This is a genomic window from Clostridium tyrobutyricum, assembly GCF_019144085.1.
Taxonomy (GTDB): Bacteria; Bacillota; Clostridia; order Clostridiales; family Clostridiaceae; genus Clostridium_B; species Clostridium_B tyrobutyricum_A.
Map to the genome: position 1 here is coordinate 1 of NZ_JAHHUY010000002.1, position 21182 is coordinate 21182.

Sequence of the window (21182 nt, forward strand, 5' to 3'; positions counted from 1 at the left end):
TATTATCCACTATTTATTTTTTGGAAACTATTTTATGGAAATTGTTAATATTTCGTTTGTACAAAACTTAGGTAATTATATATTTGATAATTTTTTTCAATTTATTAATATTTTGCAGTATGTACTTAAAATATTACCAGTGTTATAATTTATTTTGTGTATAGGGAGGGTAAGATATTTATGTATAATGTTAGAGAGAGAACTTTATTAAGTAATCTACAGTATATATTTAGTAAAGTTTTAAGCTTGATTTATGAGTATTATTTTGTAATAATAGGAGCATTTTTTCTGAAAAAGGCTATAAGACTCTGCATGTATCCATCAATTAGTCCAACGACTAAAGTATACATGTTTTTATTGGCTTTTATAAGCTTTTCAGCATATGGGGATATTAAAAAGAATGTAAAATTAATTCCTTTTTTATTGTTTTGTATTCCTTTTTTGATTTTCATATTTTTTCTAAACAAATACGGATATACATTGTGGGGAAAAATGCTCAGTTGGGAAATTTCAAAAAAAATAGTAGTAAATTTAAATTCCATATTCAGTAAAATACCTTTTAATGATGGATCTTTTGCCAGAATCTATAAAACCGAAACTCTAACCTGGTATTTCAGGATGGTCTATAACAATGGTTTCGTACTTCCTGTTCTTATAGCAATATATAGATCTGTCATTATAAAAGACTTTAAAAAGATGATACGGTATGGGTTATCTTCACATATTGTGCAAGTATTTTTGATAACACCTTTTTACCTGATTTTTCATCTTCAGGAAGTATGGTTTGTACTAAACCAACCAGATGGTCTAGCGAGACATTTAAGTAAAATGGCTGCCGCAGGAGTGACATTAAATTGTTTTCCATCCATGCATACTTCTATAAATTTTGCCATTCTATTATTAGTTTGGAGAGAAAAGGACAAGCCATTTAAAATTATCATGTCAGTTTTTTGTATAAGTGTGATATTCTCTACACTATACTTGGAAGTACATTGGGTAATAGACGTATTCGCAGGAATGCTATTAGCATTTGTAACAGTAAAATTAGTAGATTTCATACTTGCAAACTCACAAAGGCTTATTCAAAAACCTCTAAATAAATTTTATTATAAGAATACAAAAACTTCTTATATAAATAATTATTATTTAGATGTTACAAAAAAACATTAATATAGAAAATACAGCTGTATTTTCTATATTTGATCTAAAGACTTTTGTTTTGTTTCTACTCCTAATATTAAAATAATTAATGCCACGACTATTAATAGTATATCTAATGAAATAAATACTAATTTCACACTATAATTATTAATAAGCCAAGCTACTCCGTATGGAGTAAAAATTGTAGCAAGTCTGCCTATTGCATTTGAGAAACCAGTTCCTCTAAGCCTTATTTCTGTAGGAAATAGTTCTGGTACATAGACAGCAAGTCCAAGAGTTAATAATATGTATATCATAATTGTAAGGAAAAAGCCTATTACAAGTATTAACCACATAGTTTGCTGAACGGCATAGGCATATCCAAGCACCCCTGCAAGAATCATAAATATAATCAAACACCATTTACGTCCACATCTATCTACAATAAATCCTCCTACCAATGCTCCAAGTGGTGCTCCCACCATCATAATAGTAGTATATCCCAATGACTTTGATACATTTATGCCATTTCTAAGGAATAATGTAGGTGCCCATGTTACAAAAGTATATATAAGAGTATTAATGGCAATAAGAATCATACATCCTACTACTGTTCTTAGAAGTATGTTTCCCTTAAACAGATCAGAGAATCTTGCACTTTTTTTACTCTGTAGCTTAGACTGACTATTCATATCAAGTACTGGTCTTGATATGTGTATACCAGTTTCATCTTCAGCTTTCTTCTCAAACATCTCTATAACTTCTTCGGCTTTTTCTATCATTCCCTTTGATTCATACCATCTTGGAGATTCAGGCATTGTTCTTCTTAAAAACCAAACTATCAATGAAAGTATTCCTACAATTACAAACATCAATCTCCACCCAAGCCTTGGTATTATCAAATATCCAAGTAAAGCTGAAGCTGGAGCAGATACATTAGTTATAAGTGAAAGCATTGAAACCCATTTTCCTCTTGTTTTAGATGGAACAAATTCAGCAAGAAGAGCGTATCCAGTTACAATTTCTGCTCCCAATCCTATTCCCATTATGCCTCTGCAAACTATAAGGAATGTCATATTAGGAGCTACTGCTGCAACTAATGATGCCAGACCAAATATTAGAAGATTTAATTGATAGGCAAATTTACGTCCCATACTATCTCCTACAAATCCCGTAAGCAGTGATCCTATTAATAATCCTATAAAAGTTACTGATATAAATGTGGCATTCAAGTTAATCGTAGACCATCCACTTTTAAGTAAAACTCCTAAAACTCCACCTGACAAATAAACATCAAATCCATCTAGAAATATCCCAAGGCCAATTAGCCACAACATTTTGTAATGAAGCCTGGATATTGGAATATTATCCATTCTTTCAGAAACATAATTAATTTCAGACATAGATATTAAAACCTCCATTTGATAATAAAATAATATTAGTTCATATATATAAAAGCAGACTTTTCGTTGGGGCGAAAAGTCTGCCGCGGTACCACCCAAATTATTGATTATTTAATAATAGACACATAAACAAAGCGGCAATCTTCTCTTGGAGCGAGAAAATTACCGCATTACCATCCAAAATTATCTCTTGATTTAATAACGATTTTCACCGATAATACCTACTTGATTCAGCTTATAACTCAAGAATGAGTTTCAATATACAGCTACTGTGAATTTTCACCAAACTTCACTCTCTTTTAAAGTTTCCATACATTTACTTATTTCCTGTCATAGTCTTTTATTCTATTATAAACATGAAGTTATTATATTACTATTTATATTTTGTGTCAATAATTAAATTATTCTGCTTTAGCTATATCTGAAAGCACCAATCCTTTATTGTGTTCAAGTGCCCAACTAATTGACCATTCATTTTGGAATATCAAAAGATTTCTATCGCTTAGATCCTTAACTTTTTTAGTATCACTAGTTAGAACAAGATCCTCTACGTCATTAGTCCATTCTTCTATCCATCTTATTGCCCTATAAGGCAATCTTTCAACTTTTATATCTACATTATATTCATTTTTCATTCTATATTCCAAAACTTCAAATTGAAGTACACCAACTACTCCAACAATTATTTCCTCAATACCTATATGCAATTCCTTAAATACTTGAATTGCACCTTCTTCTGATATTTCATTTATTCCCTTTATAAATTGTTTTCTTTTCATAGTATCTACTGTTCTTACTCTGGCAAAATGCTCTGGCGCAAATATAGGTATTCCCTCAAATTTAAACTTTTTCTGTGATGAACACAATGTATCACCTATATTAAAAATTCCAGGATCAAATACACCTATTATATCTCCTGCATATGCCTCTTCAATTATTTCTCTATTTTGGGCTAGAAATTGCTGTGGTTGAGCAAGTTTAACCTTACTATTACCCTGTACATGAAAAACTTCCATTCCTTTTTTGAATTTTCCAGAACATATTCTCATAAAAGCAATTCTATCTCTATGGGCAGGATTCATATTTGCCTGTATCTTAAATACAAAAGCAGAAAAAGGCTCACTGTAAACATCTATTTCTCCACTATCTGAAGTTCTAGATAAAGGTGGGGTAGTTAAATTCAAAAACTCTTTTAAAAAAGGTTCTACTCCAAAATTGGTTAAAGCACTTCCAAAAAACACTGGAGTGAGCTCTCCAACGCCAACTTTTTGTATATCAAACTGATCTCCTGCAATATCTAGAAGTTCTATATCCTCTTTAAGTTTAGAATGAAGTTCTTCACCAATAAGATCCTTAAATATAGTATCATCCACATTTCCTTCCACAGACTTTACAGCAGTCTGACCATGATTTCCACCATTAAAAGCTTCTATTAGATTTCTATTTCTATCATAAACTCCTTTAAACTGTGAACCAGATCCTATAGGCCAGTTCATAGGATATGATTTTATTCCAAGTACATTTTCTATATCTTCCATAAGTTCAAAGGGATCTTTACTTTCTCTATCCATTTTATTTACAAATGTAAATATAGGAATTCCTCTTAAACTACATACATGGAATAATTTTTTAGTCTGTTCTTCTACTCCCTTAGCTGCATCTATTACCATAACAGCACTATCTGCTGCCATTAAAGTTCTATATGTATCTTCACTGAAATCTTGATGTCCAGGTGTATCCAATATATTTATACAGTAATCATTGTAATTAAACTGCATAACTGATGATGTGACAGAGATCCCTCTCTTTTTTTCTATATCCATCCAATCTGATACTGCATGTTTTGAAGCCTTTCTAGCTTTAACTGAACCTGCAAGTCTTATGGCACCACCATATAGCAGTAATTTCTCTGTAAGTGTAGTTTTACCTGCATCCGGGTGAGATATTATTGCAAAGGTTCTTCTTTTCTCTATTTCCTTCTTTAAGTCTGCCACACATTTCCCTCTCTTCTTATTTTTTATTCTCAACAATGATTTTAACTTTATTATACATCTATGTCAACAAAACTTATTATAACGTTTAAGTCTAAAATATTTAACTGTGATTTACTGATATTGCACTAAAGTGATGATATAATTATTTATATATCATACTAAATTATATATTTATGGAGGAGAATATGTACAAATTAATTGCAATAGACATGGATGGCACTTTATTAAAAGATAATAAAACCATATCAGATGAAAATATCGCCGCTATAAAAAGAGCAACCGACAATGGTGTTAAAATAGCTTTAGCTACTGGAAGACCTATTAAAGGAATTGAAAAATATTTAAAGCAGCTTAATCTGATTTCTGACTCAAATTATGCTGTAGGATTCAATGGAGCAGTAGTTGAAAACACCAAAAATCATAAAGTTATATCTGAAATTTTATTATCACCTGATGACATCAAATATATACATAAGCTAAGCAAAGCAATAAATGTAAATATTCAAATAGCATTAAAAGAATCTAGCATAACACCAGTACGAAATAAATACAGCGAACTAGATGCTCGATTAAATAATATAACTCTCTATATAGATAATTTTGAAAATATGTCTGAAGATGAGCACATTCTAAAAGCTATGTTTATGGATGATGATTGCAAACTGTCGCATGGCATACCCAATCTTCCTAAGGATATATATGAAAAATATACTGTAGTCAGAAGTGAACCATGGATATTGGAATTTATGAACAAGTCTGCCAACAAAGGTGAAGGAGTTAAAACCTTAGCTGAAAAATTTGGGATAAATAGAAACGAAGTAATATGTATTGGTGATTCCTTCAATGATATTCACATGATAAAATATGCAGGTCTTGGAATAGCAATGAAAAATGCCCTGCCTGAAATAAAATCTCATGCAGATTATATTACAAAGACAAATGAAGAAAATGGTGTAGCCTACGCTATAAATAAATTTATATTTGATAAATGATAAAGAGTGTAGTAAAATTCATCAATTGGTTTTACTACACTCTTTATAGTTCAAATATTATCGTGCAGGAGGAATAAATCCTATTTTTTTCTGCATTTTTCTCAGAACTTTATTTGATACATAATATGCCTTTTCCGCACCTTTTTTATAAATTTCTTCCAAATAATGTTTGTTTTCCAAATAATGATTGACTTTATCCTGTATTGGTTTAAGTTCTTGTACTATAGCCTCTGCTACATCATTTTTAAACCCCGCATATCCTAAATTCTCGTATTTCTTCTCTACTTCCTCAGCTGTAGTACCCTGAAGAGCTATAAGTATATTTATAAGATTTTTTATTCCAGGTTGATCATCACTATACCTTACTTTTCCTATACTATCAGTTACACATCTATTTATTTTCCTTCTTATAACTTCTGGTGGATCCATGATAAGTATAAAACTATTTGGATTATCAGAGGACTTCGACATCTTCTTGGTAGGCTCTTGAAGATCCATAACCTTGGCTCCGCTTTCAGGTATATATCCTTCTGGAATAGTAAAAGTAGGACTATAAATATTATTGAATCTTTGAGCTATATCACGTGTAAGTTCTATATGCTGGGTCTGATCTTTTCCAACTGGCACAAGATCTGCATTATACAAAAGTATATCTGCAGCCATCAGTATAGGATAATTTAAAAGTCCTGCACTTATTGGTTCTCCTGAATCACTATATTTTTGAGATTTGTTTTTATATTGTGTCATTCGGCTAAGTTCACCTACATATGTAAAACAATTCAAAAGCCATGCAGCTTCACAATGAGTTGGAACATGAGACTGAATAAATATAGTATTTTTTTCTGGATCTATACCTGCAGCAAGATATATTGCAAGCACTTCTAAAGTCCTTCTTCTTAAGTCCTTAGGTTGTTGCCTTACTGTTATAGCATGTAAGTCAACTACACAAAAATAGCAATCATATTTATCTTGAAGTTTTACCCAGTTTTTCAAGGCCCCTAAATAATTACCTATAGTAAGGTTGCCTGATGGCTGAATACCGCTAAATATTATCTTCTTTTTTTCTTCCATAATATAATTCCTGCTTTCTTAACTCTATCATAAAAATATATGTATAATTAATTATTGATTTATTATATCATAAAAATGAATATATAGTAAATCTCCTATAAAATATAGGAGATTTGTCAATATAATTATTTTGTTTTCCAAAGTCCATGAAGATTGCAATATTCTCTTGCAAATACAACCTTTTCATCTAACTTGAATTCAGCTTGTGGCTTGTCATCTGGAGTTAAATATTTTCTGTAAATCTTGTTATTGTCAGTGTGAACCTCAATCCATTGAATATAATGATCTTTTGTCATCGGATGTTCAACTGAACCAACCTTTACCAATACACCATCATCAGTTTTTTCAATTACTGGTACATGCTTTTCCAACGCGGCATCTACAGTATTTGCTTCAAGAAGCTTCATTGGTTTGCCACAACAGGTCAAAATACCTCCACCAACATTCAGCACCTCTACTATATTTCCACATAATTCACATTTATAAACTTGTTTAATTTCCATTATTCCTAATCCCTCCTCATTAAGTATAATTTATTTACTCAATTATAAAATTCTACATTACTATAAAAATTCCTGCTAACAGGATTTAAATATTGACAATTATTTTGTGAACTCCTTCTTTTAAAAATGGAATTATATTATCATCTACAATATTATCATCCAGCCAAATTCCCTTATTGGAATTTTTAGTTACTTTTATATTATATATACATCCATTTCTTTTATATTTTATATCATACTCATTCCAATTTTCAGGAATACATGGATCTATTGTAAAACCTCTATTATTTTTGAACTTAAATCCGAGTATACTTTCAATACCTGCTCTATACATCCATCCAGCAGCGCCAGTATACCAGCTCCATCCTCCCCTTCCAAAATTATTTCTTGAAGCATATATGTCTGCAGCAATTACATATGGCTCCAGTTTGTATGTTTCAGCATTTATATATGATTTACTATGATTTATTGGATTCAACATGCTGAATATACTATATGCCTTGTTATTGTATCCAAGTTCAGCAAATGCAAATATTGACCATATTGCACCATGAGTATATTGGCCGCCATTTTCTCTTATTCCAGGAAGATAGCCTTTTATATAACCCGGTTCTAAAGGAGAATTATTAAAAGCTGGTGTTAGTAGTAATACCATTCCCTTATCCTTTTTAACCAAATTTTTATTCAGTGCTTCCATGGCCTCTCTCGCTCTTGATTCTTTAGCGGCCTTTGATATTACTGCCCAGGCTTGAGCTATACAATCTATTCTACATTCATCATTTTCTATGGAACCAAGAGGTGTGCCATCATCGAAGTAAGCTCTTCTATACCAACTGCCATCCCATGCATTTTTTTCTAGGTTTTCACGTACAAATTCTTTAAGCTCGCTAAATTTTTCCACATTTTCATTATCTGATTCATGCCTGCAGATTGGTATGAATTTATCTAATATACTATATAAAAACCATCCAAGCCATACACTTTCTCCTTTTCCCTTATTTCCAACTGTACTCATGCCATCATTCCAATCACCTGAACCCATTAAGGGAATATTGTGACTTCCAAATTTAGATGCTCTTTCTATGCTCTTGATACAGTGTTCATATACAGTTCCCTTTTTCTCAGAAATTCTAGATATATTATATCTTTCATCTTCATCTTGTTTTAAGAGGTCATCCTCTAAATAGTTAGTTTCTTCTTTTAAAATGCTGTAATCTCCCGTATTATTTATATAGTCAGCCGTAACATACGGTAGCCATAGAAGATCATCCGAAAATCTAGTCCTTATACCACTATCTACAATAGGATGCCACCAATGCTGAACATCACCTTCCAAGTATTGTCTTGTTGTACTATATAGTATGTGCCTTCTTGTTATATCTGGGTTTAAATAACCTATTGCCATAACATCCTGAAGCTGATCTCTAAAACCATATGCCCCACCAGACTGGTAAAAAGCAGTTCTTGCCCAATATCGACATGCTAGTGATTGATACATAAGCCATCCATTGAGCATTATATCCATTGATTTATCCGGTGTTTTTACTTGTATGGTTTCAAGAAAATCATTCCAGAAAGTCTTGCAATTTTCAATTTCTGCCTCCCATTTCTCTATTTTGCTGTATTTTTCTATAACTCTGTCTATACTTTCAAGACTATCTTCCTGTCCAAGGAGAACAATTACCTCCTTTTCAGAATTAGGCTCCAAATCCAAATTTGAACTTTCCGCCAGACAAGGATCAAATCCGGCACCTGAAGTATTGGACAATTTATCTTTTGTAAAACATTGAGGATTATCTATACCACTACCTCTACCTATGAACTCTTCTCTACTTCCTGTATAAGAACAGTCCTGGCCACCAATAATTTTTAAATAACATATTAAATTTCCAAAATGTTGGCTATAAGAATTTTTGGAATAGATATATTCATTTTTATTGTTGAAATCCGTAAATATATACTGAGCCGTCTTCTCATGTGAAACTCCCATAACTAATTTTGCATAATAAGTTATGGAAAGTTTTCTCGTGATTTTACTATTGTTTTTAAGTTTTAACCTGCATAGTTTTACACTTTCATTCATATCCACAAACATAGTAATTTCCCCTGCTATGTCATATGCATAATGTTTGAAAATTGAATACCCAAATCCATGTTCTATTATATATTCCCCTGAATCCCTTATAGGTGCTGGTGATATGCTCCAAATATTTCCTGTTTCCCTGTCTTTTATATATACAGCCTCGGCTTCTCCATCTGATACAGCATCATTGGTCCATGCTGTTAATTTATTTTCTCTGCTATTTTTATTCCATGTATAAGCTACACCTGATTCTGATACATGAAATCCAAAACTACTATTTGAAATAACATTTATCCATGGAGCTGGAGTATTGCTATAATCTTTAAGAACTATAATATATGACTTTCCATCTCTGGAAAATCCTCCTAATCCATTAAAATAACAAAGCTTTTTAGTATCAACTTCCCAATTAAAATTATTTTCTTTTTTAAAATCTATAATCTTTTGTTCACTATCGTTTTGTAATAAAAATTTCTTATTTTCTTTTTTATAAATTATATTTTCTTTAATTTGTTTAAATAGTGCTCCATTTTCACTATCTATAACAAGCCTTGATATTCCCTTTATAAAATCAATATCTTCTCCTGGCATATTCCCACTATTGTATACAAATACACCCCCGGGTTGATTCCGTTTATTTCTAAGATGACTTGAATCTATAAGTTCCCTTAATTGCAATTGAACAGGAGCAGTATAAGAATTTTCTTCCAAATTGAATATAACTAAATCCACTTTTAATCCTTTTAAGCAAAAATATTCGTGAGCTCCTAAAATTTGTCTTGCAACAGATATATCTTTTTCTTGCTTAATTATAATAGTCATTATGGGTAAATCTCCTGAAATTCCATAAGACCAAAGTGAAGACTGGCTTTTTTGTATGTTTTTAATATATTTACTTCTCTTTTTCATAAGTTCATTTAAGAACAGTATTCTAGATGCCATGATCTGATACATATTTATCTTTGATGATGTTAAACCAAGATACTGCACTTGCATATTTGATTCACTGAAAGACAGTTCAAATATTCTATTTATAGTTGCTATATTCCTATATTTTTCAGCTAGTTTAACCACATCTTCTCTCGAATTGGTCACAGCTGTAGTATATGCAGTCCTACATGTTTTTCCAGGTTCTATTTTTACTCTAACTCTTATACTTATTACAGGATCAATTACAGAACCTACAGTCATGCTTAATTGTTTATCACTATCCATAGCTCTAGGATTGGAAACATCTCTATCTCTTCCTATAAAATTTTCTCTACTGGTTTCATATTGAAATGAACCTATCTGACTACCTTCAATTGCAACTGTCTGCATAATCCAATTTTTTTCAGCATTCTTCGTTCTAGGTCTTCTACTTGCAATTAAACACAGTGGATTTTGCAAAAATTCTGTTTGTATAAATAGATTACTAAATGCAGGATGAACTAAATCCGCATCATAAGGAGCCAATGTAACTTCTAAATAACTAGTGATTTCAACTTGCCTAATATGATTGCTGTTATTGGTAACTGAAATTTTTCTAATCTCTGCATCATCTTCCTGGGATACGGTAACTTCCATATCTGTTTTTAAATTTCCATCCTTTCTTTCAAATTCAGCTCTGTTCTCAGAAAATTTAACTTTATATTCTTCTCCTTCATATCTACATGGTTCATATGAAGCGCTCCAATATTCATTGGAATTTACATTTTTTATATAAAAGAACATACCTGTATTGTCACACACAGCATCTTCTCTCCATCTATAAATGGTCATTTCACCCTTTTTACTGTATCCACTTCCACTGTTTGTCAACATCATTGAATAGTTTCCATTTGACATGATATTTGATTCTGGAAATTTTGTATTGGCTGTTGTGTATTGTCTTTCCATCATATTATATGTTATTTCTTCTATTTTGTTTTTATTGTTGTTTTGCTCTGTTCTATCATAGACTATGGATTTAGGAACCTTTTCTTGAAGTAGTAACTCTACAGCCTTTACCCTGGGTATATTATGGAATCTATTTTGAAATATATTATTTTTTAAAGCATTATTTAATGACATAAGACTCATACCTTGATGATGAACCATAAAGCACTTGACTAATTTCATTTTTTTAGTATAATCCAACGCTTCATAAAAACCATATCTACCTTCAGCTCCAACATCAATTAATCTTTTTATATTATGTATAGTTTGATGTATATCAACTTGAAGTGCCATAATGGATGCATATGGAGCAACTACAATCTCATTTGCCGTATTCCTATCAAGTGCTATGTCTGGAACTCCAATAGCCTTGTATTGATATATGGAATTGACATCCAATCTATAATATGCACTTTCTGATATTCCCCATGGAATTCCCTTGCGCTCAGCATAGTTCATTTGTACCTTGATTACATTTTTATAGGTTTCACTTAAAAGTGTATTTGGAAAAGATTTCATTATGATAAGAGGCATTAAATACTCAAACATAGTTCCAGACCACGATATCAAGAGTTTCTCTCTTGATGCCAGTGCCATGGATCTACTTAACTTAATCCAATGATTTTTATCTATTTGATTTTTAGCAATAGCTATAAAACTTGCCTGTCTTGCTTCAGAGGCTAAAAGATCATAATAGCTTTTATCCTGTAAATTTTTATCTACATTATACCCAATAGAAAAAAGTTGTCTTCTTTTGTCATATAATATTCCAAAATCATGAGATTCTTCAATGCTCTTAAATCTTTTTACTATTTGCTTGAGTTTGTTTATCAAAATATCTATATTATTACTACTTGATTTAAGACAAGTTTTAAATCTTAATATAGAGCTATCCTCACCATGTTTTTTGTCTAAATTTTCCATTAACTGATTCATATATTTAGGTATATCTTGAAGTGAAATGTCATAGAGACTTTTATAAAACTGCTCTTTTATTTCTGAAAGATCTTCTGAATTTTTATAAAAATCATCATTAATCCAACTTACATAACTATCAATAAATTTCAAAAAATCTTCAGCAGTATTTTTAACCTTTTTACTCCAATAAAAATCATCATATTTATGTAAAATATAGTTTGATTTCTCCCTTAAATCTTTCAATATCTCCTGAAGAGTATAAATATTCATATTCTTTTTTAATTGTTCCATATTTTCTTCATATACACTTTTCACGTCAACTGATTTATTGATTTCATAATTTGCTAATTTAATAGTATCTTCAATTCCATTAATACAATTTTTACTTATAATAGGTGATTTCAAATATTCACAAAGAGTTTCTTCTGTAAGCCATATATAACAAACCAGATTACCACTATCTACTGTTGAAATGTACTTATTAAGTGGTTCTTTAGTTTTTATATCATACCAATTATAAAAATGACCATTGAATCTATCAAGTGTTTCCATAGTAGATACTATATTTTCCAATCTGTATTGAAGTCTATCTATGGTAATATACCCCAAATCATAGGCCGCTAAATTTGATGTTATACCCATAGCCATATTAGTTGGAGAAGTTCTACATGCCAAACCTACAGGAGGATATTCCTGATAATTATCTGGGGCTAACCAATTATTTTTCTCCGTAATAAAATCTTCAAAATAAGCCCAGGTTCTTCTTGAAATTTCTCTCAAAATTCCTGTTTCTTGAGAGCTTAGTTCATCGTCTACGATATTTTTGTCTTGACTTATTTTATATGCAATATATGGTGATAAAACCCATACAATACAGGAAGGAAGAAGTAAAAATCCTGTAACTTGAGAATTATAAAACGCCAGTACTTCTATAAGTACTGCTATAATGCTACCTAAATGCATGGACTTTACATAGTCAATAAACTTTTTACCTGATTTTAATTCTACATCTGCTGCAGTCTTCCATTCAAGCAAATGTCGTTTGCTTACAAACATTCTATATAATGTCCTAAGAATAGCATCCATCATTAGATATGCTTTATATGGTATAAATATAAATATAAGAATAAATTGTTCTGCGGTAATTTTAAAACTATTGACCCTGCCTGATAGACTTATTCCTCTAGACGGTAATACTACTGAATCGGATACATTGAAAAATACAGGACATATAAGAGTTATTAATGCTATAGCAAGACCTTTATCTGGATTTTTAAATACTATAAGAGACCAAAAAATAAGAGCTATTACCGAAGGAGATATCAAGCTTCTTCTTAAATTGTCAATTATCTTCCATACGGATAATTTATTTAGTCCTTTATTTTTAAATATCCATGGAATCAATTGCCAATCCCCTCTAACCCATCTGTGAAGTCTCTTTGAACTTGCATTATAATATGCAGGATATCCATCTATAAGTTCTATGTCCGTAACCAGCGCTCCTCTTACATAGCATCCTTCAAGCAAATCATGACTTAATACTGAATTTTCCGGTATTTTGTCTTTTAAAACAGCCATAAAAGTATCTATATCATAAATTCCCTTTCCAGTAAATATACCTTCATCAAAAAGATCTTCATATACATTTGAAATTGCATTGGTATATAAATCTATTCCTGTTTCTCCAGAAAAAATATTAGAATAAATAGTCTTATTTGCACTAAGAGTTCCCACACTTATTCTAGGTTGCATTAATCCATGTCCTCTTACTACTTTTCCATTTGTCAAATAAGGTCTGTTTAGAACATGTGCCATGGCACCTATAAGTATTTTTGCAGTATCTTTGGGCAATTGAGTATCTGTATCAAGAGTTATAACATATTTTATTTTATGTAATTTTTGTATATCTCCACTTATAACATTATAACTAGTAGAATCACTACCCCTCATAAGGTAATTAAATTCCATGAGTTTTCCACGTTTTCTTTCCCATCCAATCCACTTTTTTTCACATTCATTGTATCTTCTATACCTTGAAAAGAAATAAAATTTATCATCATTATTTCCACAATATCTCATGTTTAATTTTTTGATCATGTCAATCGCAGTGTCAACTATTAATTTATCATCTTGTTCATGCTGGTTGATACTATCTTTAAAATCTGAAAGAATGGCAAAGTATAAATTTTTTTCTTGGTTTGCAAGATAGTATACTTCTATTTCTTCAATAATATTTTTAACTGCATTTATATTATTTAAAATTGTAGGTATAACTACAATAGCTGCATATTTATCTGGTATTCCAGATTTGAATTCCAGCTTAGGTATGAATTTAGGCTCTACAAGCTTATTTATACTATAATTAAGGAGCGATATAAATATCTCACTTACTGGTACAGCAAGAAGTATAAATGTTATTATATACTTCCATATGGTATTGTAGGTTTGATTGTATATGTCCATATAACTTATAAGGGCACTTGCAATTACAGTTACAGCTATTATGCTCCATATATATTCACCTATGTTTAGTACTATATTGTCTTTATATGAATATTTGTAATTTTTTCTGGAATCTTTTATCTTGTTTTTAAGACATTCCAATCCCTTATCAATTATATAATATCCTACATGCATTTTATATTCTTCTACATTCAATCCATTTTCCTTCTGATTTAAAACTTCTTCAGCACATTCTATAGAATTTTTAGCTATAAAACCTTCTGATAGATTGAATTTTTTAGATAGTTTTTCTATACAGTGTCTATAATAATCTCTTGACTTGAAATCCATATTTTCATAAATTTCAAGTGGATCTCTTCTTAATATTTTCTCAACATTACTTAATCTTTCAAAAATTTTTTTCCAATTAAGCGTTGAAATATCCCTTATAGCATTAAATGAGTTACTCATGGAAATTTGGTAGCTACTCTGATTTTGATGATCTATGTTAATCATTAAATCAATAGTTCCATCTTGTTTGCTAAGTTCTCCATCTATCCATTTATAAACTTCTGAGTTCTGTATGAAATTATCTCTAAGTATTTTTATAAGTCTTTCTGTAAAAGCTGGGGTAAATTTTATTTTTTCATCTTTCAAATTTTGAATCTGATCTATCTTATTTTTGCTATTTATATCTATTATTCTATTTGCTATAATTTCTCCTCTATTTTTTTCTTTCTGCTCACAAACTATATTATTGGTTACTACACTTATATTTTGAATCAAAGCTATTCTAAGCATTATTGGGAATGCCCAAAGTTCTCCAATAGTAAGTAATGTATTTTCCTGATATGCATTTATAAATATTTCTATATTTTCCTCAGAGGTTTTTCCATAAGTTCTTGATAACATTTCTACTACAATATAATATATTCTTGGATATCCCTTCATATATCCTCTATTTATAACAGGAAGACTTTTATAGTATTCCAAAGGCATATTATATCTTATATCTTTATATTCTCTTTGAACTAGATAAAAATTATCAAGTATCCATCTGGCACATGGAACTATCTCTTTTCTGTTCTCAAATTGTTCATTTAAAAAATTATATCCTTTGTCTATATTTCTATAACATAGATTCAAATTTTTTATTAATTTTCTTTTACAATCTTTTATTTTAACGTGAGAAGACATAGATGCTATTTTATGTGCATGTATTTTTAAATTTTCACTGTCTTGATCTACAGGACTCATATCCTCCATTATATTTTCATCGTCATAACTAAACTTATTTAATATAATATATATTAACAATAAAATCAATATGATAATCATTAAAATACTGATATACAACAGCATAAAAAATTCATCCTTTCCTGTGAAGAGAATAATTTCACTTTGATTATTGTTCCCAATAACCTGCAAAATATTAATTCACAAAAGGATGAATTTTAGAAATCAAATATACTTTTTTACAATTTATTAAATCATTAATTCTCCACTTATTATATCCTGTAAACTCTGTCTTTTACAAACCAATGAAGTCATTCCTGCATTAACAAATACTACGGCAGGTCTCTCAGCCTTATTATAATTACTGGCCATAGAATAACCATATGCTCCAGTACTAAATACTGCTAAAATATCTCCACTATTAATTTTAGGAAGTTCTGCTTCATTTATTAATATGTCTCCAGATTCACAGAATTTACCGGCTATAGTTACTTTTTCCGTATAATCTGAGCTCATATTATTTGCCACTGCACATTCATAATCTGCTCTATAGAGTGATGGTCTTATATTATCAGCCATTCCTCCATCTACAGATACATACTTTCTTATATTTGGAATATTTTTTATAGCTCCAACAGTATATAGTGTTGTACCAGCATTTCCGATTATGGATCTTCCCGGTTCAATTACCAATGCTGGGAGTTTTATATTCAAATTCTCAGCCTTTTTTTCTGCTTTTTCCAATATAATAGAACAAAATTCTTCTATAGGTTTTGGATTATCACCATCAATATAGTATATTCCGAAACCTCCGCCTAAATCCAGTTCTTCAACATCGCATTTAAATTTGGATTGTATATCTTTTACTAATGACAACATTACTTCAACTTCGTGGCAATACGGGGCTACTTCAAATATCTGCGATCCTATATGAGAATGCAAACCTATAAATTTTATATTTGAAAGTTCCAATGCTTTTTTTACTGCATCTTCAGCTTTATTTCCCAAAATACTGAAACCAAACTTAGAATCTATCTGTCCTGTCTTTATATAATCATGTGTATGTGCTTCTATTCCTGGAGTAATTCTGAGTAATATATCCTGAATCTTATTTTCCTCTATGGCAATGGAATTTATTTTTTCCATTTCTTCTATATTATCCACTACAAATCTTCCGACTCCCAGTCTTACTGCCATTTTAATTTCATCCAAAGTTTTATTGTTTCCATGAAAATAAATCTTTTCCATAGGAAATTTACTTTTATATGCAGTATATAATTCTCCACCAGACACTACATCAAGACACAATCCTTCACTTTTTATAAGTTGGCACATTGACAAAGTCAAAAATGCCTTACCTGCATATGCCACTTTATTTAAACCCTTATTGACCTTAAAGGATTTATAATACCTACTGCATTTATCTCTAACTAATTTTTCATCAATAACATAAAGAGGTGTTCCAAATTTATTTACCAAGTCTACTGTACTAACCCCATCAATGTATAGAGTGTTGTCCTTAACTTTCATATTGTCAAATAATTTCAAGAAAGTTTCCTCCTAAACATTCATTTCTATTGTGCTTTATAGATTAAATTCTTTTGCTACTATTTTAACAGTTCTAAGTTTATCCTCATGCTTTATGGCACAAGTCACTCTTATTTCAGATGTAGTTATCATTTTTACTTGTATGTTATTTTCTCTAAAAAGCTTAAACATTTTAGCTGCTACTCCAGATGTAGTTTTCATTCCTATACCGACTATAGAAAATTTAGTTATATCTTCATCTACATCTACTTGAGTTTTTACATCACAATGATCTTTTAATATATTTAAACATTCATCTAATTCAATCTTTGGTATTGTAAATGATATATTTATTTTATCCTCTATAGGTGCAGTCTGACTTATCATGTCTATATTAATTTTTTTACTTGCAATACTTTCAAATAAATTTGAAATCAAATTTATTTCCCCATTTATATTTTTTATAGTTACAGCTACATCAGCATCACTAGTAGCAACTCCCGTTACAGGCTTATTTTCCATATTCATATTGCTTTCCCCCTTTATAATGGTTCCATTTATTTTACTGTTGCTTAGTCCAACATATATTGGTATATTGTATTTTTGTCCAAGTTCTATTGATCTAGGATGCATTACCTGTGCTCCAAGGCTCGAAAGTTCAAGCATTTCTTCATAGTCTATTTCATCAAGTTTTCTTGCTTCTTTATATTCTCTTGGATCTACACTGTATATTCCATCAACATCAGTATAAATTTCACAGACACCGTCCAGTTTTGCAGCTATGGCTACAGCAGTAGTGTCGGATCCTCCTCTTCCAAGTGTAGTTATGTTTCCTTCTTCATTTATACCCTGAAATCCAGCTACAATTATTATTTTTCCATCATCAATACTCTTTTTTAATCTGTTTTTATTTATATCTTCTATAAGTGATTTTCCATACTGTCCGCTAGTTTTTATACCTATTTGATATGCAGTATAACTTATCGCATCTTCACCTGATGCTTTAATAGCCATGGCAAGTAATGCTGCAGATCTCATCTCTCCAGTAGATAATAAGGCATCCAATTCTCTTTTATCTGGATTGCTGGTAACTTGATTTGCAAGATCTATCAATTCATCTGTAGTATCACCCATAGCCGATACTACAACTACCATACTATTTCCAGATTTTTTTCTATCTATTACAGTTTTTGCTATGTTTTTTATTTTTTCTACTGTACTAACAGAACTTCCTCCATATTTTTGAACAACAATTGCCACAATATCACTCCTTAAAACTTTATAAAATAAATGCAGCAAAGGAACACCTCTACTGCAAAAATCATGCAATGCCGTGTTACCTTTGTAGCTCTCCACTAAAAATAATTTAAATTTAGTGACAGACCTGAATATATTCTATACAAGTCCAAAAGATAATTCCGCCAAATTATCTCCTTCGGCTGCAATTCCTTTCTTTGAATTTAATAGCACCTGCCAGCTAAAATCAAATATTCTTAATTACAGCACCTCTACCCTAGGTAGGTCAAATTTTTAAATTTCTCTAAGTTTAACATAAACATTTACATATTTCAACTATATTTTTATAAATCATAAAATTCTTTAAAGGATCTTAATGCATATATATAGTCTTTTACACCGCCAAGTTCTCTTATTGAATGCATAGACAATATTGCAAGTCCCATATCAACAGACATAATATTTACATGACTTGAAGATATAGGTCCTATAGTTGATCCTCCTCTTTCATCTGATCTATTTACAAATGTTTGTACGGGAATACCCGCATTGCCACACACTTCTCTGTATATAGCACCAGATACTCCATCAGTAGTGTAACTTTGACTTGCACTTATCTTTATAATAGGTCCTTTATTTATTATAGGTCTGTTTACAGGGTCTGCTTTTTCTTGATAATTAGGATGAAGCGCATGTCCTAAATCACATGATATTATAAAAGATTTAGCTATAGATCTATAGAACTCATCTTTGTCTTTTCCAAGATTAATTGATATTCTTTCAAGAATAGATGACAACATAGGTGAATCTGCACCTTGTTTTGTTGTGCTTCCAACCTCTTCATTGTCAAAACATACCATTATATTGGTAGTTTTTTGAGGTTTTGTATTACATATTGATTTTATTCCGGAATATACCATACTTAGATCATCCAGTCTTCCTGAAGATATGAACTCGCTGTCTGCACCCATTATTTTTCCTTTTTCAACTTCATATAGATATAAATCAAAATCCAATATATCTTCTTTATTTACAGAAAGTTGTTGTGAAATAATTTCGAGAAGATATTTTCCCTTTTCAAATTTGTCATTTACAAGAGCTAGAAGTGGAAGTAAATGCTTCTGCCTGTTTAATTTTATACCGGAATTCACATCTCTATTCATGTGTATTGCAAGATTTGGTATTACCACAAGGGGTTTTTCCATATTTAGAAGCCTTATATCAGGTGAAAATGGATCTCGTCCCTTTAAAACAACTCGTCCTGCTATGGAAAGAGGCCTATCCATCCAAGTATTTAATATTGGTCCTCCATACACTTCTGTATTTAATTTCACATAGGAATTTTCTACTTCTATATCTGCATTTGGTTTTATTCTAAAACCTGGAGAATCAGTATGGGCTGCTATTATTTTAAATCCATGCTTCTCTAGTTCTGCATTTCCTACTATAAATGCAATTAGTGCAGATTGATTTTTTACTATAAAATATTTACCACCTTTTTCAAGATTCCATGGCTCTTCTTCTTTAATTTCAGCAAACCCTGATTTTTGAAGCAGCAGTGATGCATTTTTTACTGCATGGTATGCGGTAGGGCTTGCATATATATAGTCTATAAGTTCCTGTGCCTCTTTAATATCATCATATTCCACACTCTCACCCCATTTTTCATATACTCTTTACTCTAAATCCCTTATCTGAAGCAACTTCTCTTCCTATCATTACTATCTTGCCTGTAATACAATTTACACAGTGTGCAGGAGTATCTCCAGTACATATTTTCCCAGGATAAAGTGCATATAGTTTTCTATAAATTCCTTCAGTTACATTAGGCATGACAACGTTTGATCCACTGTTCAATGCTATAGTTCTGCCATTTGGATTCAAAGTCTCCATAGCAGTTGTAGCTGGTATATTTATATCAGGTATTAAAAGCCTTGTCATAGCTACTACTTTTAGTGCCAATTGAAAACTACCTCCCTCAGCTTCCTTAAGGGGTGTATCTGCATTGGGTATAAATGGACCTACTCCTACCATATCCGCATCTATGTCTTTAAAAAACAATATATCATCTGCCAATGACTCTAAACTTTGACCTGGAAGTCCTATCAAACATCCTGTTCCAACTTCATAACCCAGTTTTTTCAAATTATCAAGGCATCTCTTTCTATTCTCATGACTCATTCCTGGGTCCATATTTTCATATAATTCAGGATCCGTAGTTTCTATTCTTATAAGATACCTGTCAGCTCCTGACTCTTTATATGCCTTATATTCTTCAAAAGTCTTTTCCCCTATGCTCAAAGTTACGGCAATATCCATTTTCTTTATGTGTGATATAATATACTTCATCATATCAACAGTATAATAGTCATCTTCGCCAGATTGCATAACTACAGTTCTATATCCGTATCCAACAGCTTTTCTAGCCAATTCTATAATTTTATCTGGTGGAATTCTATATCTCTCTATATTCTTGTTTGAGTGTCTTAGTCCACAATACATACAATTTCTCCTGCATATATTTGAAAATTCTATAAGACCTCTTAAATGCACTTTGTCACCTACATATTTCTTTCTTACTCTATCTGCTGCTCCAAAAAGAGCTTCATCATATTTACTTTCTCTAAATAAGGAGACCATATCTTTCTTATCCATATAATGTAGGTTTTCTGCATTTTTTATCACATTCAGCAAGTCTTTCATATTAATTCAAATCCCTT

Annotated in this window: 11 protein-coding genes, 1 riboswitch and 1 other annotated feature; of the genes, 2 read left to right on the forward strand and 9 right to left on the reverse strand. The window is 30.8% G+C overall.

Features of this window, described 5'->3' with window-relative positions:
- Window positions 1-180 precede the first annotated feature (180 nt).
- Complete coding sequence (locus tag KM800_RS00850) at window positions 181-1170, forward strand: phosphatase PAP2 family protein (RefSeq protein ID WP_217811367.1); 990 nt, start codon at window positions 181-183, stop codon at window positions 1168-1170.
- A gap of 23 nt (window positions 1171-1193) precedes the next feature.
- Here the strand turns inward: KM800_RS00850 and KM800_RS00855 are convergent, their stop codons facing one another.
- Window positions 1194-2543 (reverse strand): MFS transporter, encoded by a 1350-nt coding sequence (locus KM800_RS00855; RefSeq protein ID WP_217811368.1) that lies wholly within the window; start codon window positions 2541-2543, stop codon window positions 1194-1196.
- A gap of 64 nt (window positions 2544-2607) precedes the next feature.
- Window positions 2608-2886: a binding site (T-box leader), on the reverse strand.
- Window positions 2887-2944: 58 nt separating this feature from the next.
- On the reverse strand, window positions 2945-4537 hold the full coding sequence (locus KM800_RS00860) for a peptide chain release factor 3 (protein ID WP_217811369.1): 1593 nt from the start codon (window positions 4535-4537) through the stop codon (window positions 2945-2947).
- A 185-nt stretch (window positions 4538-4722) separates the two neighbouring features.
- Between KM800_RS00860 and KM800_RS00865 the strand changes: the two genes are divergently transcribed.
- A complete protein-coding gene (locus KM800_RS00865; RefSeq protein WP_217811370.1) occupies window positions 4723-5529 on the forward strand; it encodes a Cof-type HAD-IIB family hydrolase in 807 nt (268 codons plus the stop codon).
- A gap of 57 nt (window positions 5530-5586) precedes the next feature.
- Here the strand turns inward: KM800_RS00865 and trpS are convergent, their stop codons facing one another.
- From trpS to hydE, 7 genes are all read right to left on the reverse strand, one after another.
- The gene (gene trpS, locus KM800_RS00870; RefSeq protein ID WP_217811371.1) at window positions 5587-6600 is read right to left on the reverse strand and encodes a tryptophan--tRNA ligase; all 1014 of its coding nucleotides are present in this window, start codon (window positions 6598-6600) and stop codon (window positions 5587-5589) included.
- A 125-nt stretch (window positions 6601-6725) separates the two neighbouring features.
- Complete coding sequence (locus KM800_RS00875; RefSeq protein WP_254906423.1) at window positions 6726-7103, reverse strand: desulfoferrodoxin; 378 nt, start codon at window positions 7101-7103, stop codon at window positions 6726-6728.
- Window positions 7104-7188: 85 nt separating this feature from the next.
- Complete coding sequence (locus tag KM800_RS00880) at window positions 7189-15825, reverse strand: GH36-type glycosyl hydrolase domain-containing protein (RefSeq protein WP_217811372.1); 8637 nt, start codon at window positions 15823-15825, stop codon at window positions 7189-7191.
- A 123-nt stretch (window positions 15826-15948) separates the two neighbouring features.
- Entirely contained in the window at window positions 15949-17247 is a 1299-nt protein-coding gene (gene lysA, locus KM800_RS00885) for a diaminopimelate decarboxylase (RefSeq protein ID WP_217811373.1), read from the reverse strand.
- A gap of 36 nt (window positions 17248-17283) precedes the next feature.
- Complete coding sequence (locus tag KM800_RS00890; protein ID WP_217811374.1) at window positions 17284-18486, reverse strand: aspartate kinase; 1203 nt, start codon at window positions 18484-18486, stop codon at window positions 17284-17286.
- A 77-nt stretch (window positions 18487-18563) separates the two neighbouring features.
- A riboswitch (Lysine riboswitch) is annotated at window positions 18564-18745 on the reverse strand.
- 61 nt (window positions 18746-18806) lie between these two features.
- Window positions 18807-20111: a M18 family aminopeptidase gene (locus KM800_RS00895; RefSeq protein ID WP_217811375.1), complete on the reverse strand. Its 1305-nt coding sequence runs from the start codon at window positions 20109-20111 to the stop codon at window positions 18807-18809.
- Window positions 20112-20127: 16 nt separating this feature from the next.
- The gene (hydE, locus tag KM800_RS00900; protein ID WP_217811376.1) at window positions 20128-21165 is read right to left on the reverse strand and encodes a [FeFe] hydrogenase H-cluster radical SAM maturase HydE; all 1038 of its coding nucleotides are present in this window, start codon (window positions 21163-21165) and stop codon (window positions 20128-20130) included.
- Window positions 21166-21182: the final 17 nt, after the last annotated feature.

Coding starts and splice junctions, on each gene's coding strand:
- KM800_RS00850 (WP_217811367.1), top strand. CDS start 181: ATGTATAATGTTAGAGAGAGAACTTTATTAAGTAATCTACAGTATATA.
- KM800_RS00855 (WP_217811368.1), bottom strand. CDS start 2,543: ATGTCTGAAATTAATTATGTTTCTGAAAGAATGGATAATATTCCAATA.
- KM800_RS00865 (WP_217811370.1), top strand. CDS start 4,723: ATGTACAAATTAATTGCAATAGACATGGATGGCACTTTATTAAAAGAT.
- trpS (WP_217811371.1), bottom strand. CDS start 6,600: ATGGAAGAAAAAAAGAAGATAATATTTAGCGGTATTCAGCCATCAGGC.
- KM800_RS00875 (WP_254906423.1), bottom strand. CDS start 7,103: ATGGAAATTAAACAAGTTTATAAATGTGAATTATGTGGAAATATAGTA.
- KM800_RS00880 (WP_217811372.1), bottom strand. CDS start 15,825: ATGCTGTTGTATATCAGTATTTTAATGATTATCATATTGATTTTATTG.
- hydE (WP_217811376.1), bottom strand. CDS start 21,165: ATGAAAGACTTGCTGAATGTGATAAAAAATGCAGAAAACCTACATTAT.